General features: G+C 71.7%; 25 protein-coding genes, 1 rRNA gene and 1 pseudogene. 17 read left to right on the forward strand and 10 right to left on the reverse strand.

What is annotated here, in order from left to right; all coding sequences use genetic code 11:
• The first annotated feature begins 150 nt into the window (after positions 1-150).
• The 9 genes and pseudogenes from rrf to ACIRJT_RS11565 all read left to right on the forward strand — a co-directional run bounded on the left by rrf (position 151) and on the right by ACIRJT_RS11565 (position 7185).
• Positions 151-267, forward strand: a 5S ribosomal RNA gene (gene rrf / locus ACIRJT_RS11525).
• A gap of 71 nt (positions 268-338) precedes the next feature.
• Positions 339-983, forward strand: coding sequence for an HAD family hydrolase (locus ACIRJT_RS11530; RefSeq protein ID WP_403907536.1), 645 nt, complete (start codon positions 339-341; stop codon positions 981-983).
• 42 nt (positions 984-1025) lie between these two features.
• Positions 1026-2227: pseudogene (locus tag ACIRJT_RS11535) on the forward strand (MFS transporter).
• Positions 2196-3368: an acetoin utilization protein AcuC gene (locus ACIRJT_RS11540; RefSeq protein ID WP_403907538.1), complete on the forward strand. Its 1173-nt coding sequence runs from the start codon at positions 2196-2198 to the stop codon at positions 3366-3368. The pseudogene ACIRJT_RS11535 and the gene ACIRJT_RS11540 overlap by 32 nt, the downstream one beginning before the upstream one ends.
• A 99-nt stretch (positions 3369-3467) precedes the next feature.
• Entirely contained in the window at positions 3468-4283 is an 816-nt protein-coding gene (locus ACIRJT_RS11545) for a phosphatase (RefSeq protein WP_403907540.1), read from the forward strand.
• Between the two features lie 128 nt (positions 4284-4411).
• Positions 4412-4624 carry a helix-turn-helix domain-containing protein gene (locus ACIRJT_RS11550; protein WP_158072177.1) on the forward strand — a complete coding sequence of 71 codons (213 nt, stop codon included), beginning with the start codon at positions 4412-4414 and terminating at the stop codon, positions 4622-4624.
• A gap of 110 nt (positions 4625-4734) precedes the next feature.
• A complete protein-coding gene (locus ACIRJT_RS11555; RefSeq protein WP_003948845.1) occupies positions 4735-4833 on the forward strand; it encodes a 30S ribosomal protein bS22 in 99 nt (32 codons plus the stop codon).
• A gap of 150 nt (positions 4834-4983) precedes the next feature.
• The gene (locus ACIRJT_RS11560) at positions 4984-6072 is read left to right on the forward strand and encodes an NAD-dependent epimerase/dehydratase family protein (protein ID WP_403907542.1); all 1089 of its coding nucleotides are present in this window, start codon (positions 4984-4986) and stop codon (positions 6070-6072) included.
• A gap of 15 nt (positions 6073-6087) precedes the next feature.
• Positions 6088-7185 (forward strand): lysophospholipid acyltransferase family protein, encoded by a 1098-nt coding sequence (locus tag ACIRJT_RS11565; protein WP_403907544.1) that lies wholly within the window; start codon positions 6088-6090, stop codon positions 7183-7185.
• 84 nt (positions 7186-7269) lie between these two features.
• Here ACIRJT_RS11565 and ACIRJT_RS11570 read toward each other — a convergent pair whose 3' ends face one another.
• The 3 genes from ACIRJT_RS11570 to ACIRJT_RS11580 form a co-directional block, all read right to left on the reverse strand.
• A complete protein-coding gene (locus ACIRJT_RS11570; protein WP_403907546.1) occupies positions 7270-8484 on the reverse strand; it encodes a DUF5667 domain-containing protein in 1215 nt (404 codons plus the stop codon).
• 211 nt (positions 8485-8695) lie between these two features.
• Complete coding sequence (locus ACIRJT_RS11575) at positions 8696-9472, reverse strand: ECF subfamily RNA polymerase sigma factor, BldN family (RefSeq protein ID WP_003968333.1); 777 nt, start codon at positions 9470-9472, stop codon at positions 8696-8698.
• 400 nt (positions 9473-9872) lie between these two features.
• Positions 9873-10832, reverse strand: coding sequence for an HAD family hydrolase (locus ACIRJT_RS11580; RefSeq protein ID WP_403907548.1), 960 nt, complete (start codon positions 10830-10832; stop codon positions 9873-9875).
• Between the two features lie 179 nt (positions 10833-11011).
• Between ACIRJT_RS11580 and ACIRJT_RS11585 the strand changes: the two genes are divergently transcribed.
• The 6 genes from ACIRJT_RS11585 (at position 11012) to hemB (ending at position 17614) form a co-directional block, all read left to right on the forward strand.
• Positions 11012-11302, forward strand: a complete 291-nt coding sequence (locus ACIRJT_RS11585) for a glutaredoxin family protein (protein WP_215109513.1) — start codon at positions 11012-11014, stop codon at positions 11300-11302.
• Positions 11303-11559: 257 nt separating this feature from the next.
• The gene (locus ACIRJT_RS11590) at positions 11560-12321 is read left to right on the forward strand and encodes a redox-sensing transcriptional repressor Rex (RefSeq protein WP_003968336.1); all 762 of its coding nucleotides are present in this window, start codon (positions 11560-11562) and stop codon (positions 12319-12321) included.
• A complete protein-coding gene (locus tag ACIRJT_RS11595; RefSeq protein ID WP_403907550.1) occupies positions 12318-13826 on the forward strand; it encodes a glutamyl-tRNA reductase in 1509 nt (502 codons plus the stop codon). Before ACIRJT_RS11590 ends, ACIRJT_RS11595 begins: the two co-directional genes overlap by 4 nt.
• On the forward strand, positions 13823-14809 hold the full coding sequence (gene hemC / locus ACIRJT_RS11600) for a hydroxymethylbilane synthase (RefSeq protein WP_403907552.1): 987 nt from the start codon (positions 13823-13825) through the stop codon (positions 14807-14809). Before ACIRJT_RS11595 ends, hemC begins: the two co-directional genes overlap by 4 nt.
• Positions 14806-16476, forward strand: a complete 1671-nt coding sequence (locus tag ACIRJT_RS11605; RefSeq protein ID WP_403907554.1) for a uroporphyrinogen-III synthase — start codon at positions 14806-14808, stop codon at positions 16474-16476. The genes hemC and ACIRJT_RS11605 overlap by 4 nt, the downstream gene beginning before the upstream one ends.
• 130 nt (positions 16477-16606) lie before the next feature.
• A complete protein-coding gene (gene hemB / locus ACIRJT_RS11610; RefSeq protein ID WP_403907556.1) occupies positions 16607-17614 on the forward strand; it encodes a porphobilinogen synthase in 1008 nt (335 codons plus the stop codon).
• Between the two features lie 28 nt (positions 17615-17642).
• On the opposite strand, the gene ACIRJT_RS11615 is transcribed toward hemB, so the two are convergent.
• From ACIRJT_RS11615 to ACIRJT_RS11630, 4 genes are read right to left on the reverse strand one after another with little or no spacing between them, the layout of a single operon-like run.
• On the reverse strand, positions 17643-18146 hold the full coding sequence (locus tag ACIRJT_RS11615) for a hypothetical protein (RefSeq protein ID WP_403907558.1): 504 nt from the start codon (positions 18144-18146) through the stop codon (positions 17643-17645).
• An 18-nt stretch (positions 18147-18164) separates the two neighbouring features.
• Complete coding sequence (locus ACIRJT_RS11620; protein WP_403907560.1) at positions 18165-18548, reverse strand: hypothetical protein; 384 nt, start codon at positions 18546-18548, stop codon at positions 18165-18167.
• Positions 18549-18596: 48 nt separating this feature from the next.
• Positions 18597-20693, reverse strand: a complete 2097-nt coding sequence (locus tag ACIRJT_RS11625; RefSeq protein ID WP_403907562.1) for a hypothetical protein — start codon at positions 20691-20693, stop codon at positions 18597-18599.
• Complete coding sequence (locus ACIRJT_RS11630; protein WP_403907564.1) at positions 20684-21529, reverse strand: DUF4253 domain-containing protein; 846 nt, start codon at positions 21527-21529, stop codon at positions 20684-20686. The genes ACIRJT_RS11625 and ACIRJT_RS11630 overlap by 10 nt, the downstream gene beginning before the upstream one ends.
• A gap of 201 nt (positions 21530-21730) precedes the next feature.
• On the opposite strand from ACIRJT_RS11630, the gene ACIRJT_RS11635 reads away from it, so the two are divergent.
• Both ACIRJT_RS11635 and ACIRJT_RS11640 read left to right on the forward strand, forming a co-directional pair.
• Complete coding sequence (locus ACIRJT_RS11635; RefSeq protein ID WP_403907566.1) at positions 21731-22699, forward strand: alpha/beta fold hydrolase; 969 nt, start codon at positions 21731-21733, stop codon at positions 22697-22699.
• Positions 22700-22856: 157 nt separating this feature from the next.
• On the forward strand, positions 22857-23423 hold the full coding sequence (locus ACIRJT_RS11640; protein WP_403907568.1) for a dihydrofolate reductase family protein: 567 nt from the start codon (positions 22857-22859) through the stop codon (positions 23421-23423).
• 16 nt (positions 23424-23439) lie between these two features.
• Here ACIRJT_RS11640 and ACIRJT_RS11645 read toward each other — a convergent pair whose 3' ends face one another.
• The 3 genes from ACIRJT_RS11645 to ACIRJT_RS11655 form a co-directional block, all read right to left on the reverse strand.
• Positions 23440-23682 (reverse strand): DUF397 domain-containing protein, encoded by a 243-nt coding sequence (locus ACIRJT_RS11645; protein ID WP_403907570.1) that lies wholly within the window; start codon positions 23680-23682, stop codon positions 23440-23442.
• Positions 23679-24464: a helix-turn-helix domain-containing protein gene (locus ACIRJT_RS11650; RefSeq protein WP_403907572.1), complete on the reverse strand. Its 786-nt coding sequence runs from the start codon at positions 24462-24464 to the stop codon at positions 23679-23681. Before ACIRJT_RS11650 ends, ACIRJT_RS11645 begins: the two co-directional genes overlap by 4 nt.
• A 156-nt stretch (positions 24465-24620) precedes the next feature.
• Positions 24621-25325 carry a DUF4232 domain-containing protein gene (locus ACIRJT_RS11655; RefSeq protein WP_403907574.1) on the reverse strand — a complete coding sequence of 235 codons (705 nt, stop codon included), beginning with the start codon at positions 25323-25325 and terminating at the stop codon, positions 24621-24623.
• Between the last annotated feature and the right edge of the window lie 221 nt (positions 25326-25546).

The raw sequence follows: 25546 nt of genomic DNA on the forward strand, positions 1-25546 counted from the left end.
GTTGATAGGCCAGATGTGGAAGCCCTGTAAGGGGTGGAGCTGACTGGTACTAATAGGCCGAGGGCTTGTCCTCAGTTGCTCGCGTCCACTGTGTTAGTTCTGAAATAACGAACAGCTGTGATTATACCGGTCTGTTCAATTTCATAGTGTTTCGGTGGTCATTGCGTTAGGGAAACGCCCGGTTACATTCCGAACCCGGAAGCTAAGCCTTTCAGCGCCGATGGTACTGCAGGGGGGACCCTGTGGGAGAGTAGGACGCCGCCGAACAATTTTTCCGGGAAAGCCCCGTGCCTTGTGGCACGGGGCTTTTCTGCGTTCTGAACGTCTAGGGTCGAACCATGCGCTACGAACTGGTCATCTTCGACAACGATGGTGTGCTCGTCGACAGTGAGCCGCTCGCCAACACCGTCCTCTCCGGCTACCTGACCGAACTCGGTCACCCCACCTCGTACGACGAGTCGCTCCGTGACTACATGGGGTCCGCCGTGCACCGGGTCCACGATCTCGTCGAGGAGAGGACCGGGCAGAAGCTGCCCGAGGACTTCGACTCCACGCTCAACGCCCGTACGTTCGCCGCCTTCCAGCGGGAGCTCGTGGCGGTCGACGGGGCCGAGGAACTGCTCGGCAAGCTCGTCGCGGACGGGGTGGACTACTGCGTCGCCTCCTCCGGGAGCCACGAGCGGATCAGGGTCGGACACCGCAGGACGGGGATCGACCAGTGGTTCGAGGAGGAGTGGATCTTCAGCTCGGAGGATGTCGGGCGGGGCAAGCCGGCGCCGGACCTGTTCCTGTACGCCGCCGAGCGGATGGGCGTCGCTCCGGAGAGGTGCGTCGTCGTCGAGGACAGCCCGCTCGGGGTCGAGGCGGCCCGCGCCGCGGGGATGGACGTGTACGGGTTCACGTCGATGATGCCCGCCGACCGGCTCACCGGAGTGACCGGGCACTTCTCCGACATGGCCCAGCTTCCCGAACTGCTCGCCTGATCCATCTACCCCTGGGTAGAACCTGGCTCTACGCTCGCGGCCATGACTGATGCGGGCTTGCGGCACGGCAGGGCCTCCCTGGGGTTGAGCTTCGGCGTTCAAGGGGTGGCCTTCGCCCTTCTGGTGACGCGCATCCCCGCCATCCAGGACCAGTACGGGATATCCGACGGGCTGCTGCCCGCCTTCCTCGCCGCTGTTCCGATCCTGGCGGGGGCCGGCAGTGTGGTCACCGAGAAGGTGGTCGCGCGGGTGCGGCCCGGTGTCGTCCTGCGGTGGTCCCAGCCCCTGGTCCTGCTCGCCCTCCTTGGGGTGGGCGCGGGGCGGGAGGTGTGGCACGTCGCCGTCGCGCTCGGCGTCTTCGGGCTGGCCGTCGGGGCGCTGGACGCCTCGATGAACATGCTGGGCGTCAGCCTCCAACGGGCGTACGGGCGCAGCATCATGCTCGGTTTCCACGCCGCCTACAGCCTCGGCGGGATCGCGGGGGCGTCCCTGGCGTGGGCCGGGGCGCGGTGGGATCTGTCGTTGCTCGTCTCCTACCTGCCCGCCGTGGTGGTGCTGTTGCCCGCCGCGCTGGTCGGTAGCCGGTGGTACACGGAGGGCACGGGGCCGAAGGAGAAGGAGTCCGGCCCCGCCGGTACCGGCGGGGCCGTGCCGTTCCGGCTGTTGCTGCCGCTGTGCCTCGTCATGAGCTTCGCGTACATCGGGGACTCGACGGTCTCCAACTGGAGTGCCAAGTACCTCCAGGACGTGCTGGGCGGTTCGGAGCAGCTCGCGACCGTTCCGTACAACGTCTACATGGTGACGACCCTGCTGGGCCGGGCCGTGGGGGACCTCGGGGTGCGGCGGTTCGGGGCGGTCGCCGTGGTGCGGGGCGGGAGTCTGCTGGCGGCCGGCGGCTTCGCGGTCGTGGCGGTGGCGTCCGGGGCCTGGGTGGGGATGCTCGGGTTCACGATGCTCGGATTCGGGCTCTGTGTGATCGTGCCGCAGACTTTCGCGGCGGCCGGGCGGATGTTCCCGGGAACAGCGACGCGGCCGTGGCCCGGTTGAACATCTTCAACTATGTGGGGTTTCTGGTCGGTTCGCCGCTCGTGGGCGCTCTGGGGGATGCGTGGAGTTATCGCGGCGCCATGCTCGTACCGATGGTCCTGGTGCTGGCGACGCTCGCGTATGCCCGCGCGTTCGGGCCGGAGCCCGCCCGATACGGTGGCGGGCATGAGCGGCCGCACACAGCTGATGTGGGATGACGCAGTTACGGGATACGACTTCGGGGAGACGCACCCCATGGACCCGGTCCGGCTGGCCCTGACGATGGGGCTGGTGCGGGCGTTCGGGCTCGACGGGGCGGTGGATCTGCGGTCCGCGAAGCCCGTGGGGGACTCCACCCTGCGGCTCGTGCACCGGCAGGACTACGTGGCGGCGGTCCGGGCCGCCTCCGCGGATCCGCGGGAGGCCGACCAGGACTACGGGCTCGGGACCGTGGACGATCCGGCGTTCTCCGGGATGCACGAGGCGTCCGCGCTGATCGCGGGGCTTTCGGTGGGCGCGGCCGAGGCCGTGTGGCGGGGTGAGTGCGAGCACGCGGTGAACTTCACCGGAGGGCTGCATCACGCCATGCCCGGGTCGGCCGCCGGATTCTGCGTCTACAACGACCCCGCGCTCGCCATCGCCCGGCTGCTGGAGCTGGGCGCGGAGCGGGTCGCGTACGTCGATGTGGACGTCCACCACGGGGACGGGGTGCAGGCCGCGTTCTGGGAGGACCCGCGCGTGCTGACGATCTCGCTGCACGAGCACCCGAGGACGCTCTTTCCGCAGACCGGGTGGCCGGAGGAGACCGGGGCCGGGGCGGGGGACGGCTCCGCGGTCAACGTGGCGCTGCCGGCCGGGACCGGGGACGCGGGGTGGCTGCGGGCGTTCCACGCGGTGGTGCCCGAACTGCTGGCCGACTTCCGGCCCCAGGTGCTCGTCACCCAGCACGGGGCCGACACGCACTTCGAGGACCCGCTCGCCCACCTCGCGGTGTCCCTGGACGCGCAGCGGTCGGTCATGGAGTCCTGCCACGAGCTGGCCCACCGCTACGTGGACGGCGGGCGCTGGGTGGCGCTGGGCGGCGGCGGGTACGCGGTGGTGGACGTGGTGCCCCGGTCGTGGACGCACCTCGTCGGGATCGCGGCGCACGCTCCCGTCGATCCGGAGTCGGTGGTGCCGCCGTCCTGGCGGGATCTCGTCTACGCCCGTACGCGGCAGTTGGGGCCGGGCCGGATGACGGACGGGCGTACGCCTTCCTGGAAGGCCTGGGAGGACGGGTACGACCCGGCGGACCGGCTGGACCAGGCGGTGCTGGCGTCCCGGAAGGCGGCGTTCCCACTGCGGGGGCTGCTGACCTGAGGTCGGGCGGCGCGGGGCATTGTGCCGTGCGTTACGCCAACGGTGGGGCGTAACGGGATTCCCGCCCGCCGGGCTCCGCGGTACGGCAGCATCCCAGGGGTGTTGAGCACCGGGGCGCTGCGCGCCCATCTGCTGGCGGCCCGGCTGGCCGGGCCCGTGGCCACGTCGCGCGAGACCAGTCTGCGCAGCTACCGGCTGTTCGCCGCGCGGGATCCGCGGGTGATGCTGGGGCTCGCGCCCGAGCGGGCCTGGGGCGAGGGCGAGCTGTTGCGGCTGATGGCGGACCGGTGCGGGGTCTCGGCCGATCCCCTGCACGTCTCCGGGCCGGACGCGATCGATCCGGAGCGGACGGTGGCCGCGCTGGACGCGTTCGCCGAGCGGTTGGCGCTGGTGGCGGAGCGTCGGGCTCCGGTGCTGCTGGGGACCGGTCATCCGCACCGGCTGCTCGGTTTCTACGCCGGGCTGGCAGACGCTCTGTCGGCGGCGGGCTGTCCTGTTCTCACTCCCGCGCAGGGGAGATGTGTCGACATAACGACCCGGTTTGGCGTACGTACGTACCACCTCGACTACGTACGAGGGGTCGCCCTGGTGCGCGAACCGGGGGGCCGTCCCACGGGGGGCGAGACCGGCGCGCACACGCATTCGCCGCTTCCGGTGCGGGTCGCGCTCCAGGACGCGGCGGAGCGGCTCGGGGTGCTGCCGGAGTTGGTGATCGGCGATCACGGCTGGGTCTGCGGTGCAGGTCAGCTGGGGATCGAGGCGATCGGCCCGGCGGACACGGATGATCCGGCGCTGTTCGTGGGCGAGGCCGAGGGGCGGGTGTCCGTCGTCGTTCCGCTCGACGACGGCGTACGGGCGCCGTTTTACCGGCCGTTGACGCGCTATGTGCTCAATCGGGCCCGTCTGTCACCGTAGGCCTCTCGCCGCCCCTCCTCTTCCCCACTCGCACCACGCGCCCCTAATCTGTGGAGTGAGCGCACAGCGACGAAGAGTCACCGGAGGGGAAGCCGGTGCCCGTCCGGTGCGGAAGGTACAGGTGGGTCATGGCTGCTGGCAGCGAGAGGCCTCTCAATGAGGTCAAGTTTCTGACCGTGGCGGAAGTCGCCTCGGTCATGCGAGTGTCGAAGATGACCGTGTACCGCTTGGTGCACAGCGGTCATCTGCCGGCGATCCGGGTGGGCAGGTCCTTCCGGGTGCCGGAGCAAGCGGTTCACGCGTATCTCCGCGACTCCTTCGTGGGGGTGGAATCAGCCTGAGGTTGCCTGCGGATTACGTCCCTCGGACGGTGGCGGGTAGGCTAGGCCGACGTAGGTCGTGTGGGCCCAGACGCCCCGCACCAGTGAAAATGAAGTGAGCGAGGGTAGTCGTGGGCTCTGTTATCAAGAAGCGGCGCAAGCGGATGGCCAAGAAGAAGCACCGCAAGCTGCTCAAGCGCACGCGCGTTCAGCGTCGCAACAAGAAGTAGGCGAACGCAGTTCGTGAGATCCGCAGCCCCTCCACCGTTCCCGGTGGAGGGGCTGCGGTGCGTTTCGGAGCACGGGGTCGTCACAGGGCGGTGTCCACCCGCTACGGTGACGGCCAGGGAAGTTACCGCGGGAAGCAGGGGAGCCGGGTCTTGGGAAAGGTCGTGCTCGTCACAGGAGCGGCCCGGCAGCTGGGGGGCCGCTTCGTCCGGCGCGTCCAGCGAGAGCCCGGGGTGGACCGGGTGGTCGCCGTCGACGCGGTCGCGCCCGCGCACGAGCTGGGCGACGCGGAGTTCGTGCGCGCGGACATCCGGCAGTCCGCCCTGGCGCGGATCCTGGCCGAGCACGCCGTCGACACGGTCGTGCACCTGGACGTCTCCGGCAAGGCGCTCGGCGCCGGCGGCCGGACGGCGATCAAGGAGACCAATGTCATCGGCACCATGCAGCTGCTCGGCGCCTGCCAGAAGTCCCCTACGGTGCGCCGGCTCGTGGTGAAGTCCAGTACGAGCGTGTACGGGTCGGCGCCCCGCGATCCCGCCGTGTTCACCGAGACCACTCCGCCCAAGTCGCTGCCCAGCGGCGGCTTCGCGAAGGACGCGGTGGAGGTCGAGGGGTACGTACGGGGCTTCGCCCGTCGGCGGCCGGACGTGGCGGTGTGCGTGCTGCGGTTCGCCAACATCCTGGGGCCCCGGCCGGACTCGCCGCTCGCGGACTATCTGTCGCTGCCCGTCCTGCCGACCGTCTTCGGCTACGACCCCCGCCTCCAGTTCGTGCACGAGGACGATGTGATCGACGTCCTGGGGATCGCGGCGGGCGAGCCGCGGCGCGGGACGCTGAACAGCGGCACGTTCAACATCGCCGGTGACGGTGTGCTGCTGCTGTCGCAGTGCTCGCGGCGGCTGGGGAAGCCGACCGTGCCGGTGCTGCTGCCCGCCGTCACCTGGGTCGGCTCGGCGCTCCGTACGATCGGCATGACCGACTTCTCGCCGGAGCAGATCCGGCTGCTGACCCATGGCAGGGTGGTCTCGACGGTGCAGATGCGCGAGACCCTCGGTTTCCGGCCGAAGTTCACCACGGCGGAGACGTTCGCGGAGTTCGCGCGGAGCCGGGGCCCGGGGCTGCTGCCGCCGGAGACGGTGGGCAGGGCGGTGGACCGGCTGGCGGCGTTGCCGCTGCCGGGCGGCGCCGGACCGCGGGAGCGCGGGTCCGGTGCGGTACAGACGACTCACGGCGCCAGGTAGAGGAGCGCACCGACGATGGCGGACGCCAAGGTCATTCCGTTCGACGAGGACCGTTCGCGGTCCGGTGGCGCGTCGCGTCCGGCGCGGCGCCGGACCGGGGCGGGCGGCCCCGGCGGCGGTCGGGGCGACGGCTCCGCGGCTCCGGTGAGCGCGCTGCCGGGGGCGCAGGTCCCCGAGCCCTCCGGGCTGTCCCCGGAAGCGGAAGCGGAAGCGGAGGCGGAGGAGGAGGGCCGGGAGGCCCGTCGGGACGCGGTGGACGCGGGCGGTTCCTCCGGTGGCTGGGAGCGGCGGATCGCGGGCGGGCTCGCTTTCCTGCGGCGGCGGGTCACCGGTGACTACGACGTCGACGAGTTCGGTTACGACGAGGAGCTCACCGACCAGGTCCTGATGTCGGTGCTGCGTCCGCTGGCCGACACGTACTTCCGGGTCGAGGTGAAGGGCATCGAGAACATTCCGTCGGACGGCGGGGCGCTCATCGTGGCCAACCACTCCGGAACGCTGCCGCTGGACGGGCTGATGCTCCAGGTCGCGGTGCACGACAACCATCCGGCGGACCGTCATCTGCGGCTGCTCGCGGCCGATCTGGTCTTCCATCTGCCGGTCGTCAACGAGCTGGCGCGCAAGGCGGGGCACACGCTGGCCTGTGCGGAGGACGCGCAGCGGCTGCTGGAGATGGGCGAGATCGTCGGGGTGATGCCGGAGGGTTTCAAGGGCATCGGCAAGCCGTTCGGCGAGCGCTACAAGCTTCAGCGCTTCGGTCGGGGCGGGTTCGTGTCGACGGCGCTGCGGGCGGGTGCGCCGATCGTGCCGTGCTCGATCGTGGGCGCGGAGGAGATTTACCCGATGATCGGGAACGCGAAGACGCTGGCCAGGCTGCTGGGCTTCCCGTACTTCCCGATCACGCCGACGTTCCCGTGGCTGGGGCCGCTGGGCGCGCTGCCGCTGCCGACGAAGTGGACGATCCAGTTCGGTGAGCCGATTCCGACGGACGGGTATCCGCCGGAGGCGGCGGAGGACCCGATGCTGATGTTCAACCTGACGGACCAGGTGCGTGAGCAGATCCAGCACACGCTGTACAAGCTGCTGGTGCAGCGGCGGTCGGTGTTCTTCTGACCTGCTGAGCGGTCCAGGACGAGAAGGGGGCCGGTACGCGGATCGCGTACCGGCCCCCTACTCGTGGGAGCTGGGCCCTTCGATCTACGGCTTGAGGTTCTCGCCGTCGATGCCGAGGCCGGGGAGGAGCCCCGGGAGGAGCGGGGGCAGGGTGACGTCCGGGGCGGCGGGTGCGTTGGGCCGGCCTTCGGGGGTGGGCGGGGCGAGGCCGTCCGTCGGGAGTTCGTCGAGCAGGCCGTCCGTGCCGCCGCCCAGCAGGCCGTCCTCCGGGGTGGCGTCGGCGGAGCCCGACGAGCCGGAGGGCTCGGGGGCGGTGCCGTCGTCGGTGCGGTCTCCGGGCTTCTCGGGGGAGGCCGGAGGTGCGGGGGCATTGGTCGGGGACGAGCCGGTGTCCGGGGCGGTGGGGGTGTCGGAGCGTCCGGAACCCCTGCCCTCGCCCGGGGGGCGGGGGAGGAGGGACTGGAGCGGTGCGACTTCGTCCTCTATGGCGTCGAAGACGGAGCTGACCTCGTCGCGGACGTCGGTGAGCTGGACGGGCAGCCGGTCGCGGAGGCTGCTCCAGGTGTCGCGGTGCGAGCGGGAGAAGGTGTCCAGGGTCTGGATGGGGCCGATCGCTCCGTCGCGCTGGTAGGCGGAGTGGAGCAGTCGGTGGCCCTCGGAGGCGTCGTGGGACATGCCGTTGAGCGCGCGTCTGACGGCGCCGAGGGATTCGTGGTCGAGTGCGCCGGACCGGCCGCGCTCCATGAGTCTGCGGGCCTCGCTGAGCCGGGTGGACGCCTGGTCGAGATAGGCCTCGCCGCGGTCGGCGTCGCCCTTGGCCATGCCGAGGCTGATGTCCTCCATCCCGCGCTTCAGTCCGTAGAGCGAATCACCGGGGAGGGCGTCGGAGCTGGCGGCGGCCACGCCGCCGAACGCTCCCGCGGCCACGCCGACGGTGAGCCCGCCGGCAGTGAGGCCCTTCGCCCAGCGTGAGCGGGGTCGCAGTTTCCGCAGTGGTGAGGCCCGGTGGGCCCCCTTGCCCCGTTGCACGGGCACCGTAGGGCCCGTGGACGCGCCGCCCTCGGCGAACATGGCCTCCATGGCCGCGACGAGCTGGGCTCGCTGCACCATTTTGACCTCGGGGTCCAACTGCGGCTTCGGTAGCTCACCGAGGCCGTTCGCCAGGGCCAACAGCGGTCCGCGGTCGGCCTGGTCGGCCGGCTCCGCGGGCTGTACGGCCGCCGCACCCTGGGGGGTCTGCTCTTCCAGGGCCTGGGCGAAGGCGTTCGCCCGCCGGTGTGCCGAAACGTTTGCGATCACTGGCGGCACCTCCTCTCGTCATGACGGTCGACTCCCCTGACGGTCCGGAAGGTTGCACACCTTGAGCGCTTCCACTCGATGGAGTGAGTGGCTACGGACAGGGGGTGACGGCAGGGGGCCTGCAACCGGCACAACGAGGCGTTCGGCACTTGGGTTACGCGCGAAGGATGATCGGACCAGTGCGTGACGGGACGGTCACGCAGAGGTCGGATCAGCGGGCGTCGTCCGGCAGGAGTCGGGCGAGCGTCCGTACGGCTCGGTACTGGAGGGTCTTGATCGCGCCCTCGTTCTTGCCCATCACCCGGGCGGTCTCCGCGACCGAGAGGCCTTGGAGGAACCGCAGGGTCACGCACTCCTGCTGCTGGGGGTTGAGTCGTCGCACGGCCTGGAGCAGTGCGGCGTTGGAGAGGGACTCCAGGACGGAGTCCTCGGGGCTGCGCGCCACCTCGTTGGCGTCGAGCATTTCGCCGGTGGTCACTTCCAGTCGGAAGCGACTGGACTTGAAGTGGTCGGCGACCAGGTTGCGAGCGATCGTGACCAGCCAGGCGCCGAAGTCCCGGCCCTGCCAGGTGAACGTGGAGATGCGGCGCAGCGCGCGGAGGAAGGTCTCGCTGGTGAGGTCCTCCGCGGTCGCCTTGCCGCCCACGCGGTAGTAGATGTACCGGTACACGGTGTCGCTGTACTGGTCGTACAGGCGGCCGAAGGCATCCGCCTCACCGGCCTGTGCGCGCTCGACGAGATCCATCATGCGCGCGCTGTCGCTGTCGGCGGTGGGACGGCGGACGGTCGACGTGGTCGAGGCGGCGCGGGTGCCGCGTCTTCCGACCGCCGCACTGCGTTCGGCCAGGGCGTAGCAAGGGCCGGCAGGTGCAGGGGTGGCAAATGCGGGGACGGCGTACGCGGTGGGGACGAAGCCGCGCAAGCGGTCAATGACCGATGCACGCAGCGTAGCCAGGCCCGAGGCGTCAACCCCGACGTGTGGGTACACGGGACTCCCAGAGGCAGAGCTTCCATCACGAGCAGTTCGAAAAACGTCACCCGTGGTAGCGAGTGGCGGTCTCCGTGATGCGTCTGAGGAGAATAACGCTTCGTGCAGGCAGCGCTACACCCAGTTGTCTAAATCATCGGTTCCGTCGCTTCTGTTATCGCTAAGTGACGTATCAAGTAGCACATGGTGACCGTTTATTGATCGGATTACTTCGTGATCTGTCTGCGGGGGCGACGGGTTGTGGCCGGGCGTCGACGATCCGGCAGGCCGGAGGGGGCGTTGCCCGGGTGGGCGGACGGGCTCGCGATCGGGTGTCCGGCTCCGGGCGTGGCTGCGCCCCGTGACCGTTCGCGGTGGGCGGGCACGGGGCGCGGAGGGTGCGGAGGGGTGCGGGCGCGGGTCAGCGGCGGCGGCGGTGCAGGGCGACGGCGGCGACGGTGCCGCCCGCGAGTGCGCCGACCCCGGCGGCGGCCGGGATGCCGACCTTGGCGGCCTTGCGGCCGGTGCGGTAGTCGCGCAGCCGCCAGTCGCGGGCGCGGGCGTACTTGCGGAGCTTGGTGTCCGGGTTGATCGCGTAGGGGTGGCCGACCAGCGAGAGCATCGGGATGTCGTTGTGCGAGTCGCTGTAGGCGGCGCAGCGCTCCAGGTCCAGGCCCTCCGCGGCGGCCAGCGCGCGGACGGCCTCGGCCTTGGCGGGGCCGTGCAGGGGCTCGCCGACCAGGCGGCCGGTGTAGACGCCGTCGACCGATTCGGCGACGGTGCCGAGCGCGCCGGTCAGGCCGAGGCGGCGGGCGATGATGGTGGCGGTCTCCACGGGGGCGGCGGTGACCAGCCAGACCTTCTGCCCGGCGTCCAGGTGGGCCTGGGCCAGGGCCCGGGTGCCGGGCCAGATGCGGTCGGCCATGTACTCGTCGTAGATCTCCTCGCCGATGGACATCAGCTCGGAGACGCGGTGGCCCTTGACGATGGACAGGGCGCTGTCGCGGGCGTCCTGCATGTGTTCGGGGTCCTCGACGCCGGCCAGCCGGAACCACGCCTGCTGCCAGGCGAAACGGGTGAGTTCGCGGCGCTCGAAGAACTTGCGCTTGTAGAGGCCGCGGCCGAAGTGGAAGATCGCGGCGCCCTGCATCACGGTGTTGTCGAGGTCGAAGAAGGCGGCGGCGCGGTCGTCCCCGGCGACGGGGAACGCGGGCTCCCCGGGGGGCGTCGCGGCCGCGTCCTCCGGGGTCTTGGTCAGGAGGGCGGATTCGTCGTCGGCGGCCGAGGTCTTGCGCGCGGCCTCGGCGGCGGCCTCGCCTGCCAGGACGCTCCGTGCGGTAGCGGAACGCCTACGGGGTGTGAGCCATCCAAGAGCGGCCATGCGGTGAGCATAGCCAGTCCGTCCGGACCTGCCCGACCTGCCGCGATGCGTGGGCGTGAACGCTGCGGGTCGTCCTGGTGAATCGGTCGATTCCGGGCGGGCCGGAGTGGCGGCCGGCGGGTGCGGAAAGTGGACGTCGCGGGCTCGGGAAGTGAGCGTGACGGGCGCAGAATGAAGGCATGAGTGCTCTGCTGCGACGTAAGAGGAAGAAGCCCGCCGAGCGGGTGGTCACGCTGGTGGGGAAGCCCGGGTGCCATCTGTGCGAGGACGCGCGGGCGGTGGTGGGCGCGGTCTGCGAGGAGACCGGTGCGTCGTGGGTGGAGAAGGACATCACCGAGGACGAGGAGCTGTACAAGGAGTACTGGGAGCAGATTCCGGTGGTGCTGATCGATGGCGAACAGCACACGTTCTGGCGCGTGGACCCGGCGAGACTGCGCAAGGCGCTGGGTGCGGACGCGAAACCCGGTTAACATTGCGGGCGTTTTGAGTGGCCTCGGGGGCTTAGTTGTGAGGAGTGTGTACTGCTTTGCCCCCTTCGAGGCTGCAACGGACCGATGCGGTGCCCGGTTCCGGGATCGCGCGGGGAATGTGCGTGACCCCGGTCACTTTGACCAGACAAAACGGACACCATCTTTGTGCACGCGTTCACAAAGACATAGCCTGCATTCGACGGGGCGGTCCTGGGACATACGGCCGCCTGCAGCCCCGCTCATCCCGCAGGAGCACCGTGGCAACTGGCCGAACTCACCGACCGGCGACCCGTAGCCGAGGAATTCCCGAGGCCACCGTCGCCCGACTTCCGTTGTATCTGCGCGCCCTGACCGCGCTCTCCGAGCGATCGGTGCCCACGGTCTCCTCCGAGGAGCTGGCCACGGCCGCCGGGGTCAACTCGGCGAAGCTGCGCAAGGACTTCAGCTACCTGGGGTCCTACGGCACCCGCGGTGTCGGGTACGACGTCGAGTATCTCGTCTACCAGATCTCGCGCGAGCTCGGGCTCACCCAGGACTGGCCGGTCGCCATCGTCGGCATCGGTAACCTCGGCGCGGCCCTCGCCAACTACGGCGGCTTCGCCTCGCGCGGCTTCCGGGTCGCGGCGCTGATCGACGCGGACCCCGCCATGGCCGGTACGCCGGTGGCCGGGATCGCCGTCCAGCACACGGACGACCTGGACCGGATCATCAGCGACAACGGTGTGTCCATCGGCGTGATCACCACCCCGCCCGGCGCGGCCCAGCAGGTCTGCGACCGGCTCGTCGCGGCCGGTGTGACCTCCATCCTGAACTTCGCGCCGACCGTGCTGTCGGTGCCCGAGGGCGTCGACGTGCGCAAGGTCGACCTCTCCATCGAGCTCCAGATCCTCGCGTTCCACGAGCAGCGCAAGGCCGGCGAGGACTCCGCCGCCGAGGACGAGGGCGCGCCCCCGATGCGCGCCACGCCCGCGAGCCGGAAGGGACCTGACGGGGACATGCCCGCCGTGATGCCGGCATGAGCCTCCTCGTCGTCGGACTGAGCCACCGCAGCGCCCCCGTCTCCGTACTGGAACGGGCCTCCCTCGCTGTCGAGACCCAGGCCAAGCTGCTCCAGGACACCCTCGCCGCGGAACCCGCGACCGAGGCCGCCGTGCTGGCCACCTGCAACCGCATCGAGCTGTACGCCGACGTGGACAAGTTCCACGCGGGCGTCGCCGAGCTGTCCACCCTGCTCGCCCAGCACAGCGGCGTCGGTCTCGAAGAGCTCACTCCGTATCTCTATGTGCACTACGAGGACCGGGCCGTCCACCACCTCTTCTCGGTGGCCTGCGGTCTCGACTCGATGGTCGTCGGCGAGGGGCAGATCCTCGGCCAGATCAAGGACGCGCTCGCGCGCGGCCAGGAGCTGCACACCGCCGGACGGCTGCTGAACGACCTCTTCCAGCAGGCGCTGCGGGTCGGCAAGCGCGCCCACAGCGAGACCGGGATCGACCGGGCCGGGCAGTCGCTCGTCACCTTCGGGCTCCAGCAGCTCGCCGCCGGGGCCGACCCCGAGAGCTGGGCCGCGGGCAAGCGCGCCCTGGTCATCGGCGCCGGATCCATGTCCTCGCTGGCCGCCGCGACCCTCGCCCGCACGGGCGTCGCCGACATCGTCGTCGCCAACCGGACCCGCTCCCGCGCGGACCGCCTGGTGGAGATCCTCCAGCAGGGCGACGACACGGCGGTGCGCGCCCGGGCCGTCGAGATGTCCGCGGTCGGTGACGAACTGACACGTGCCGACATCGTCGTCTCCTGCACCGGTTCCACCGGCCTCGTCCTCACCGCCGACGCCCTCGCCGACGCCCTGGGCGTGAGCCTGGGCGCCGCGCCCGAACGGCCGACGGTCACCGTCACCCCGGCCCCGGCCGACGTCGACCAGCACGCCGCCTGGGTGGAGAACGGCTCCGCCGCCTCCGCTTCGGTGGCCGGCCCGGCGACCGCGCTGCGCCGGGTCACCGTGCCCGCGCAGTCGACCGGCCCGGTCCGGCTCGCCCTGCTCGACCTCGCCATGCCGCGGGACATCGACGGCGCCGCCCACCGCGTCGACGGTGTGCGCCTCGTCGACATCGAGTCGCTCGCCGAGGCGTCCGCCGACGCCCCGATGGCCGCCGATGTGGACCGGGTCCGCACCATCGTCTCCGACGAGGTGGCCGCCTTCGGCGCCGCCCAGCGCGCCGCGCACGTCGCCCCGACCGTGGTCGCCCTGCGCACCATGGCCGCCGGTGTGGTCGCCGGCGAGATCGCCCGGCTGGACGGCCGCCTTCCCGACCTGGACGAGAAGCAGCGCGCCGAGATCACCCAGACCGTGCGCCGCGTCGTCGACAAACTCCTGCACGCGCCCACCGTGCGGGTCAAGCAGCTCGCCAGCGAGCCCGGCGGCGCCGGGTACGCGGACGCGCTGCGAGAACTCTTCGACCTCGACCCGCAGACGGTGGCCGCCGTCTCCCGGGCAGACCTGAACGACCCGAATAGAGGGCGGTCATGACCGACAACTCATCCCCGGGCGCGCGGAACCCCGCGCCGCTCCGGCTGGGAACCCGGCGCAGCAAGCTCGCCATGGCCCAGTCCGGACTCGTCGCCGAGGCGGTTCGCGAGGTGACCGGGCGCGCCGTCGAGCTCGTCGAGATCACCACGTACGGGGACACCTCCCGCGAGCACCTGGCGCAGATCGGCGGCACCGGCGTGTTCGTCGCGGCCCTGCGCGAGGCGCTGCTGCGGGGCGAGGTGGACTTCGCCGTCCACTCGCTCAAGGACCTGCCGACCGGCCAGCCCGACGACCTCGTGCTGGCGGCGGTGCCGCAGCGCGAGGACCCGCGTGACGCGATGGTCGCCCGGGACGGGCTGACCTTCGCGCAGCTGCCCGACGGCGCCCGCATCGGCACCGGTTCGCCGCGCCGCATGGCGCAGCTCAACGCGTACGCCCGTTCCCACGGACTGCGGATCGAGACCGTCCCCATCCGGGGCAACGTCGACACGCGGATCGGGTTCGTGCGCGACGGGGAGCTCGACGCGGTGGTTCTCGCCGCCGCCGGGCTCAGCCGCCTCGGCCGGAGCGGTGAGGTGACCGAGTTCCTGCCGGTCGACACCGTCCTGCCCGCTCCCGGCCAGGGAGCACTGGCGATCGAGTGCGCCGCGTCCGGCGCCGACCTCGCCGCCGCGCTCGCCGAGCTCGACGACCCGTACACCCGGGCCGCCGTGACCGCCGAGCGTGCCCTGCTCGCCGCCCTGGAGGCCGGCTGCTCCGCACCTGTGGGTGCGCTGGCCGACCTCCTGGTCGACGGACAGGTTGTCAACGAACTGCGCCTGCGCGGAGTCGTCGGTACCACCGACGGTTCCTCGCTCGTACAGCTGTCCACCACCGGTCCCGTCCCCACGTCGCACGACGACGCGGCGGCCCTCGGTCGCGAACTCGCGGCCGAGATGCTTGCCAAGGGTGCGGCCGGTCTTATGGGGGAGCGAGCACTTTGAGCCCCACCGGCCCCGCCGCATCCGACTTTCCGGTCCTGTCCGCACAGGGCCAGGTCACCTTCCTCGGCGCCGGTCCCGGCGACCCGGGACTGCTGACCCTGCGCGCCGTCGAGGCGCTCGCGAGCGCGGACGTCCTTGTCGCCGAGCCCGAGGTGCTCGACGTCGTTCGCAGCCATGCGCGGGCAGGCGTGAGCACGCCTGAGCTGACCGTCGTTGACACCTCGTCAACAACCGTCGGTGTACCCGTTCTCAGGGATGCGGCCAATCTTGTCATGGAGGCCGCGAAGGGCGGCAGGCGGGTGGTCCGTGCCGTCGCGGGCGACCCGGGCCTGGACGGGAACGCGGGGGCGGAAATGCTCGCCTGCGCCGCCGCCGGGGTGCCCTTCGAGGTCGTCCCGGGCGTCGCGAACGCCGTCGGCGTCTCCGCGTACGCCGGGGTGCCGCTGCGCGACGCGCAGGGTGCGGACGTCCGTTTCGTCGACGCCCGTACCGCCTCCGACCGGTGCTGGAGCGAGGTCGGCGCGAGCGACGCGACCGCCGTCGTCTCCACCACGCTGGACTCGGTGGCCGCCGCCGCCGGCGAGCTGGTCTCCGCGGGCCGCAAGCCCGACACCCCGCTCACCGTGACGATCGCGGGCACCACCACCCGCCAGCGCACCTGGACGGCGACCCTCGGGACGATCGCCCAGGTCCTCAAGCAGGCCAAGGTGCTGCCCTCGCCCGAGGGCCACCGGCCGGTCATAGCCGTGGTCGGAGAGCGCAGCTCCGCCGCCCAGCGCGACCAGCTCGCGTGGTTCGAGTCCAAGCCGATGTTCGGCTGGAAGGTGCTCGTCCCGCGTACGAAGGAGCAGGCCGCGTCGCTCTCCGACCAGCTGCGTTCCTACGGTGCGGTGCCGCACGAGGTGCCGACGATCGCCGTCGAGCCGCCGCGTACGCCCCAGCAGATGGAGCGCGCGGTCAAGGGGCTGGTCACCGGGCGCTACGAGTGGATCGCCTTCACCAGTGTGAACGCCGTCAAGGCGGTCCGGGAGAAGTTCGAGGAGTACGGGCTCGACGCCCGTGCCTTCGCCGGCATCAAGGTCGCCGCCGTCGGCGAGCAGACCGCCGCGGCGCTGATCGACTTCGGTGTGAAGCCGGACCTGGTGCCGTCCGGCGAGCAGTCCGCCGCCGGGCTGCTGGAGGACTGGCCGCCCTACGACCCGGTCTTCGACCCGATCGACCGGGTGTTCCTGCCGCGTGCGGACATCGCCACCGAGACCCTGGTGGCCGGGCTCATCGAGCTGGGCTGGGAGGTCGACGACGTCACCGCGTACCGCACGGTCCGTGCCTCGCCGCCGCCGGCCGACACCCGTGAGGCGATCAAGGGCGGCGGCTTCGACGCGGTCCTGTTCACCTCGTCCTCGACGGTGCGCAACCTGGTCGGCATCGCGGGCAAGCCGCACAACGTGACGGTGATCGCGTGTATCGGCCCGGCCACCGCGAAGACCGCCGAGGAGCACGGCCTGCGGGTCGACGTGCTGTCCCCGGAGCCGTCGGTGCACAAGCTAGCCGAGGCGCTCGCCGCCTTCGGCGCGCAGCGCCGGGACGCGGCGAAGGAGGCCGGTGACCCGGTGACCCGGCCGAGCGAGCGGCGCCCGGGCGCGCGCAGGCGTCGGACGACGACGTAGTGGTACGAGGGTGAGCGGGCCCGGTCGCTTCGGCGGCCGGGCCCGCCGCCGTTTCCGGGGCCGGCCGGCGGCGCCTTTCCCGGCGCGGGTGTCGGTAAGACCTGACTGCGTACGGGTCTATCGTCGAAGGATGACTGCGTACGGAAACTTCCCCGGCTCCCGCCCCCGGCGGCTGCGGACGACCCCGGCGATGCGGCGGATGGTCGCCGAGACACGGCTCGACCCCGCGAACCTGATCCTGCCCGCGTTCGTGCGGGAGGGCATCGACGCCCCGGTCGCCATCTCGTCGATGCCCGGCGTGCACCAGCACACCCTGGACACCCTGCGGAAGGCGGCCGTCGAGGCGGTCTCGGCCGGGGTCTCGGGGATCATGCTCTTCGGGGTGCCGGAGGACGCGAAGAAGGACGGCCGGGGCACGGCGGGCACGGACCCGGACGGCATCCTCCAGGCCGGCCTGCGCGCGGTCCGCGAGGAGGTCGGCGACGACCTGGTCGTGATGTCGGACCTGTGCCTGGACGAGTACACCGACCACGGCCACTGCGGGGTCCTCGACGGCGACGGCCGGGTGGACAACGACGCGACCCTGGAGCGGTACGCGGAGATGGCCCAGGTCCAGGCGGACGCCGGGGCCCATGTGGTGGGCCCCAGCGGGATGATGGACGGCCAGGTCGGCGTGGTCCGTGACGCCCTGGACCAGACCGGGTACGAGGACGTGTCGATCCTCGCCTACACCGCGAAGTACAGCTCGGCCTTCTACGGCCCCTTCCGCGAGGCCGTCGGCTCCTCGCTGACCGGCGACCGCAAGACCTACCAGCAGGACCCGGCCAACGCCCGCGAGTCGCTGCGCGAGCTGGCGCTGGACCTGGAGGAGGGCGCGGACATGGTCATGGTGAAGCCCGCCGGACCGTATCTGGACATCCTCGCCAAGGTCGCGGAGTCGGTGGACGTGCCGGTCGCGGCATACCAGATCAGCGGCGAGTACGCGATGATCGAGGCCGCCGCCGAGCGGGGCTGGATCGACCGGGACAAGGCGATCCTGGAGAGCCTGACCGGGATCCGGCGGGCCGGGGCGCAGATGATCCTGACGTACTGGGCGACCGAGGCCGCCCAGTGGCTCGGGCGGGACGCGCGGCGCTGAGCCGGTCCCGCTCACGGCCCGTCGTGTTTCACGGCCCACCCGCTCCGGTCTCCTGGAGCCGGCGGGCCTCCTCGATGGAGAAGCGGGCGCTGTCCCGTACGAGCGGGTCCTCGTCGGCGCGTGCGGTGGTGTTCAGGACCGTGGCGACGACCGGGTCGGCCGTGTAGGGCGCCAGGGACATCGCCGCGTACTGGCGGACCAGGTCCTCCTCCGGGTCCCGCAGGGCCGTGAGCAGGGCGCGGCCCGCTTCGTGGCGGAGAGCGGGGTCGGCCGGGGGCCACAGGCGCAGGACGGTGGCGCTCTCGACGCGGGCGAGGTCGTATTCGCCGTGGTCGGCGACGACCGAGACGAGGAACGGCAGCGCCTGGGCGTTGGCGTCCAGCTCGGTGATGATCTCGCGCTTGCGGTCACTGTCGGCGGGCAGGGCGCGGAACTCGGCTATCAGGTGTTCCGCGGCTGCCGTCGCCTCTGCCGTCGCCTCTGCCGTCGCCTCTGCCGTCGCCTCTGTGGTCGTGAGGTTCGTGTCGTTCATGGGGGTGGACACTTTCTGTCAGGGCCAGTCGACCAGTGCCATGAATGCTACGAAAGCGACCATCACGGTGGTGGGTGCGGCGAGGGCCAGGCCCACGCGCCGGGCTGCGTAGCGGAGTTGGTGGGGGACGGCCCAGGTGGCGATGAGCACGATCAGGGCGACGACCAGGCCGATGCACAGGACGGTCCACGCGGTCATGAAGCTGTCGTGGAAGCCGTCGGCCGCAGCCCCGTTGCAGGAGCCGCACGCCATCGGGCTGAGGCCGCCGATGAACAGCGCGACGAGGCCCGTCGGCAGCGTCGCGAGCGTGGAGATCAGCGGGGCGACCCACGCGCGCGGATCGCGGGTGCGCGCGGGGTCCGTCGCTGCCGTGCTGTCGTCGATGTGGCTGTTCTCGCTCATGCGTCCGAGTCAACCCCCGCCGTCCGCCGTCCGCATGAGTACGAGGGCTCAGTCCGCGGCGGTCCGGTCGGCGCGGGCCTCCGCCCAGGCGTGGGCCGCCGCCGACTGCCCGTCCGTGAGGGCCGGGCGGACCTGGTCCGGGTAGCGGAACGCGTAGTGCTCGCGGGCGGTCCTCAGCCCGATCGCGCGGGCCGCGTCGGTGAGGCGGGGGTCGTCGGCGACCTCCTGGGCGCGCCGCAGCCAGCTGTGGCTGCGCGGGTCGACGGCGTAGTGCCAGAGCGGCTGGGCGGGGTCGGCCACCGCGATCAGGACCCGGTGCAGGACGTGCGCGCGGACGCCTCGCTGTCCGATCAGCCGATCGGCGACGAGCAGGGGGTGGGTGCCGTCGAGCCGGGCGCGGAGCAGCACCCAGGTCATCAGGTGCCCGGTGTCGTGTCCGCCGGAGACGACGAACTCCCACAGCTCGGCGGCCTTCGTCTCGTCCGGTGCGCCGAGATGGGTCAGCAGCCGGACCGGGGTCTTCCAGAGCGGCTTGGGCTTCGCCCACCAGGCGGTGAGGGCGGCGGCGGCCGGGTGGTCCAGGTCGAGGGCGAGGCAGGTCAGGGTGACCAGGGGGTGGCGCCACTCGGTGTACGTGGTGCGGTACTGCTTGGTCAGCTCCTTCTTCCAGCGCGGCAGGAGTGCTTCCAGCTCGGCTTCGCCCGCCTCGCCGTGGGCGTGGAGCAGTTCGAGGCAGAACGCGATGCCCTGGACGCCGGTGGACGGGTCGGCCACCCGGTCGCGCAGCCACCGGACGTCGGCGGAGCTCGGGGTGCGGTAGCGGTGGTAGAGGTCGCCGAGCCCGCCCTCGTAACCGGTGAGGTCGGGGCCGGTGCCGGCGAGGAGGTCGTCGCGGGCGGCGTCGTAGCGGTCGGCGGCGGCGAGCACGTCGGCCTCGGTGACGCCGGGGTGCCGGGCCGCCTGCTCCCGTACGTGGGCGACCTGGTCGTACGCCCTGTGCGCGGCGGCCACGCGCAGGGGGCGCGGCACGTCCTCGTCGGTGGCGAGGCGGACGGCGGTGAGGGCCGCGAACGCCTGGGCGGCCGTGTGGTCCGCCGTCGGCCGGGCGGCGCGCCAGTCGTTCGTCAGGGTGGCGTTGAGCGCGGCGAACAGGTTGCTCAGGGACGTCTCGGGGGCGTGGTGTGCGGTCAGTTCGGCGGCGAGCACGCCGGCGGTCCGTACCGGGTCGGTTCCGTGGACCGCCCGGTGCACGTCGAGCCAGGCGTGGATCGCGTTGGGGTGACCGGTGAGCGACCACGCGCGCAGGACGTCCAGGGCCCGGGGCGAGGGGGCGGTGCCGAGGGTGTCGGACGCCCGGGGGCCGAGGCTCGCCGCCGTGGCCCAGGCCTCCTCGTGGCCGTGGCGCAGCAGCGCGTCCAGCAGGTCCGCCCAGGCGGGCCACTCGGTGAGCCGTCCGGCGTACTCCTGCCGCCAGGCCGCCAGCAGCCGTGCCGTCTCCTCGGAGGTCAGCGCCTGCCGGGACTCCAGTGCCGTGACGTATCCCGCGGCCCCGGGCAGCTCCACCGGATCGCGCAGCCGGTCGTGCAGCCAGCGTTCCTCGGCGGCGGTCAGCGGGGCGTCCTGGTGGCGGGGTTCGCCGGGCCGTCTCGCGCGGTGGCTGCGGAGCCTGTCCAGGAACTGGCGTACTCCGGCGGGGTCCTCGGGGTCGGGTAGTCCGTCGTCGTCCCTCTCCGTGACCTTGTCGAGCTGGAACGCGCCCTGGGGGCCGCCGCTGACGATCCGGTAGCCGGGCGGACCGTCGCCGAGGCCCGCGGCGACGGTGGCGTGGTCGCCGCCCCAGTGCACGTACAGCTCGCGCTTCAGACCGCCGGAGCGGTCGAAGGCGGAGTGCGACTGCCAGTGCCAGTAGGCGAAGGAGGTGTCGGTGGAGAGGGACCGGGTCGCGAACAGCTCGGCCGCGTCCTCGTGGCCGTCGGACTGGGTGTAGCGGCTCCGGGTCGGCGGCGGGAGGACGGCGAAGCGGTCGCCGCCGAGCGTGCGCCACCACTTCTTGATGCTGCTGAGGTCCGACCGCTGTCCGGCCGGGCGGCTCGCGCCCGTTCCCGGCCCCTCTTCCGTTTTCCGTTCCGTCGTGTCTAGTCCCACCAGAAGGACCACGCTTCCTGGTTGAGCACGGCCTTCTCGGCGTAGGCGTCGAGGGCGTACGGCGGGGACTGGTCGATGTTGTCCGGGCAGAACGCGTAGTGCTCGGTGGCCAGGGCGCGGGCCTCCTCGATCGTGGCGGGCGGGCGGCCCACCGAGACGACCATCGTGTCGAAGCCGAGCACCACGACCCGGGCGTCGTACCGGTCCTCCCAGGAGCGGAGCACCGCGCAGAGCCGGGCCACGTCGTTCTCGTGGTTCATCGGGCCCGACCAGCCGATCGCCGCCGGTATGTCGGCGCTGCGGCGGGCCGGGACGAGGGCCACGCGGGCCCCGCCGTGCCACGCGTCCGCGTCGGCGGCGATCACGCCCGCGAGCCCCGCGGCCACCGTGTCCGCGTCCTCGGCCGCCTCCCGGGCGGGGGCGGGTGCGAGACCGGGCCAGGAGCCGGGGCCCTCGGAGCCGTCCGTACCCGGTCCGGCGTTCTCCCCGGCCGCTGTGCCGTCGCCCACCTCGTCGTCCGCGTACTCCGTCCAGTAGCCCGCGAGGACCTCGTCGGCGTCGTGGTCGCCGGGATACGACGTGCCCTCCGGGTGGAGGTCCCACTCCTCGGGCCACTGGCCGCGCCGGCCACCCGTGACCAGCACGGGCAGCAGCCCGAGCCGCCGCCCGGCCGCTCGCAGCCTCGACCAGTCGCGCAGGTCGGCCGGCGGGCCGTCCGCGTACCAGAGCAGCGGCTCGTGCCAGGTGCCGTCCAGCGTGGCGTCCACCAGGGAGCCGGGCGGGAGGTCCAGGCCGGAAGTGGCCAGGGAGGGGAGTGGATTGGGGAGCGTCGCCATGGTGGGGAGCCTAGGCGGCGGCACTGACAACGTCCCCGGCAGCGCCCCTCCTGCCGGTGCGGGCATGCCGGTGCGGGTATGCCGGTGCGGAAACGACATCGACCTCGAACGGCCCTACGCGGCACGCCTCTTGAGCGACGCGACCGGCCCGGGGGCCGAAAGCCGGTGCAGGGCGGGGGTGGCTGGATAATGATGTCGGTCATGAGTTTGTTCGTCGATGATCCCACCCGTCTCGGAACCACCCGCCTCGCCGACGGGAGGGTGCTCGGCTGGGCCGAGTGGGGGCCGCGGGACGGGCTGCCCGTCCTGCTCTCGCCCGGCGCCGCGACCAGCCGCTGGCTCGGGATCGGGGCGGGGGCCGTCGAGACGGAGGGCGTGCGGCTGGTCTCGGTGGACCGCCCCGGGCTCGGGGTCTCCACGCCCGCGCCCGACCGGACCTTCGCCGACTTCGTCGACGACGTGTCGGAGTTGACCGGGCTGCTCGGACTGGGCCCGCTTCCGGCCATGCTCGGGAACTCCCAGGGCGCGCCCTTCGCCCTCGCCTGCGCGGCGGCGGGCGTCGTCTCCGCGCTCGCGCTCGTCTCGCCCGCCGACGAGGTCGCGGACCCCGAGGTCTCCGCCGCGCTGCCGGACGATCTGCGGGGCCTGGTCGCGCGGGTGGCGGAGGACCCGGTCGGGGCGGAGAAGATGTTCGCCGGGTTCGACGCGGACGCGATGCGGCGGATGGTTCTGGCCGGAAGCCCGGCGTGCGACCTGGTCGTCTACGAGGACCCCGGTTTCGCCGCCGCCTACGGTCGGGCGCTCGACGAGGCGTTCTCCCAGGGTGCGGCGGCCGGGTATGCCCGGGACACCGTGCTCGCCATGGGGCGTTGGCCCATCGACCTCGGTGCGATCACCGTCCCGGTCGAGGTCTGGTACGGCGAGGAGGACGTCTCGCACTCGCCCGACCTCGGCCTCCGGCTCGTCTCCCGTATCCCCGGGGCGCGGCGCACGGTCGTGCCGGGGGTCGGCGGCGCCCTGCTCTGGGCCACCGCCGAGCCGATCCTCGCGTCGCTGGCCGAGACCGTGCGTCCGGACGAGCCGCCCGAGCGGGACTGGCGGGAGGAGCTGGACCGGAGGGCTGTACGGGGGAGACGGCCGGGGGCCGTGCGGCGGGGCGGGCGCGGCTGAGCACCGCGGGGGACCGTACGGGGGAGACGGCCGGTGACCGCACGGGGGAGCGGGCGCGGCTGGGCCCGGCTGTCAGTGCCCAGGCTTATCGTCGAAGCCCGTTGCCCGCCGCCCGGACGTCGTTGCCGTCGGCCGGGCCGATCCGGCAGGAGCCGCCGTGAACAGGATCATCACGTCCATCTCCCTCTCCCTCGACGGATTTTTCGAAGGTCCCGACCAGGACATCGACTGGCACACCGTCGACGAGGAGCTGCACCAGCACTTCAACGACTACTTCCGGACGATGGGCGGCTTCGTCGAGGGGCGTGTCACCTACGAGCTGATGGAGGAGTTCTGGCCGACCGCCGATCAGGACCCGGCCAACGAGGGCCCGATGGCCGAGTTCGCGGGGATCTGGCGGGACATGCCGAAGTTCGTCTTCTCGCGGACGCTGGAGAGCGTGGGGCCGAACGCGACCCTGCTGCACGAGGTCGACCCCGAGCAGGTGCGCGGTCTGCGGGACGCCGCGTCGGGGGGCCTGGCGGTGGGCGGCGCGGATCTGCTGGAGTCGTTCCGGCAGGCCGATCTGATCGACGAGTACCGGATCTACGTCCACCCGGTCATCCTCGGCCGGGGCCGCCGCTTCTTCCAGGACGCGGAGGAGCGGCAGATGCTCCGGCTGGTGGAGACCCGGACCTTCGGGAACGGGGTCGCGATGCTCCGTTACGAGACGGTCCGGGCATGAGAATGACGGTGACAGGTCAGGCGGTGGCCGCGTAGGCGGCGAACGCCGACCAGGCGCTGGGCGCGACGGTGAACGTCGGGCCCTCGATGTCCTTGGAGTCGCGGACGTGGACGGCGGCGGGGTGGGAGGCGATCTCGACGCAGGCCCCGCCTTCGTCGCCGCTGTAGCTCGACTTCCGCCAGTCGTAGGCGACTTCGAGGCACGCGCCGCCTTCGCTGCCGCTGTAGCTCGACTTGAACCAGTTCAGTGCGGTGCTCATGTCTCTCCCCGTAAGCGGGCCAGCAGGCGCAGGGTCTCCACGGGGCTGAGCGCCTGGGCTCGCAGCATCGCATATTTCTGGGCGAGGATGCTGACCTCGTTCCGGTCCGAGATCAGCTGGCTGCCGCGCTGGGTCTCGGTGTACGCGACGTGCTGGTGGTCCGGTGTCTCCAGGAGGATGAAGGGGCCATCGATGCCCGCGTGGACCCTGCTGTCGAGCGGGAGCACCTGAAGGCAGACGCCCGGGAGTTGGGCCATCGCGTAGAGGTGACGGAGCTGCTCCCGGTGGTCCTCGTCCGAGGTCAGTTTCATCATCAGAACCGGTTCCCGGATGACGATGCTGGTGGTCGGCGGCTTCTTCCGGTCCAGGATCTGCTGGCGTTGCAGCCGTGTCGCCGTCTGCGTCTCGATCTCCTCCGGGCTGTAGACCGGGACCTTGTTGCCGAACACCGCCTGCGCGTACGCCTTCGTCTGGAGCAGGCCCGGGATGACCTGGTTGTCGTACCAGGACAGCGCCAGCGCGTCCTGCTCCATGTCGATGTAGTCCTCGGCCCACAGCGGGATCAGGTCGACCTCCGGCATGTTGTCGACCGCCGTCGCCAGCGCGCCCTTGGTGTCCAGCAGATCGTCGATCGTCTCCGCCAGATCCGGCACGAGTGACCGTCTGCCCTGCTCGACGGAGGCGATCGTGTCCTCCTGCACGCCCGCCGCTTGGGCCAGTTCGGTCTGCGTGAGGCCCGCCTCCTTGCGGAAGCGGGCCAGCAGCTTGCCCACGAGCTTCATGGTCGACGCGTTCTTACGCTGTCGCTTTCTGGGGTGCATACGGTTCCCACTCCCACCCCGGGACCCGCTTCACGCATGCGCGACCCGTACAAGAAATGTGTACGGGTCGCGCACAGTTACCGCACGTCAGGCGCTGGCCTGGGCTGCCTCGTCCGATCAGTACATCAGGGCGCTCTGGACGTCCGACTGCCAGTAGGTGACGAAGCCCAGGCCGTCCGTGGCGGTCCCCGCCGGGAGCTTCAGCGTGGACTCGCCCTTCGACTGGTTGTTCCTGTCGACCATGATCACGCCGAGGTTGTCGCTCTCGACCGGCTCGTTCTCGCCGGGCTCTCCGAGGAGTGCGATGCCCGCGTACGCCTCCTCGCCGGGGGCGAGCGTGACGACCGCCTGCGGCTTGCTGTCGTCGAGGACCGGGTACACGGCCTGTGCCCCGTCGAAGCGGAGGGACGGCGCGTAGTAGGCGGCGCAGTTGGTGGAGCCGGTGTTCGTCACCGTGAGCAGCAGGTGGTTGATCGGGCGGCTCACCGAGGAGACCTTCACCTTGGAGTTCTTGGGCGTGCAGGCCGGGATCGAGGCCGCGGCCTCCGTGTCGGGCACGGTCTCCGGCTTCTTGCCGTTGCCGTTGCCGCCCGCGTGCTTCCCTCCGGCCGGGACGGTCTGCGTCTCGGGCGTCCCGGCCTCCGGTGCGTCCGGCTGCGCCTTGTCGTCGGTGTTCGTCGCCGCGGGGGCCGCCGTCTCGGCGGTGCCCGCCGGCTTGGTCCCCATGGCCTTGTCCTCGCCGCCGCCGCAGGCGGTGAGCGAGAGGGCGGCCACGAGGGCGGTGGCGGCGAGGGCGGTGGTGCGGATGCGGTTGGTGCGCATGGCGGTGGTACTCCCCGTGATCGGTTGGCGTGTTGGTCCGGTTGAGCGGCCGGCCCGCAGTGGTGCTGTTGCTGCTGTGGTCTGGTCCGAGCTTGTGGGACGGCGGATTCCGGCCGCAACGCCTGGCGAACCATTGGGGACGCTGGAACGTCTACGCGTACGGTGACCTGCGGGAATTCCGCGTCCCTGGAACGCCGTTCCGGGACGCACGAGGAAGGGGA

This window comes from Streptomyces sp. NPDC102283 (assembly GCF_044766265.1).
In the GTDB taxonomy this organism is placed as follows: domain Bacteria; phylum Actinomycetota; class Actinomycetes; order Streptomycetales; family Streptomycetaceae; genus Streptomyces.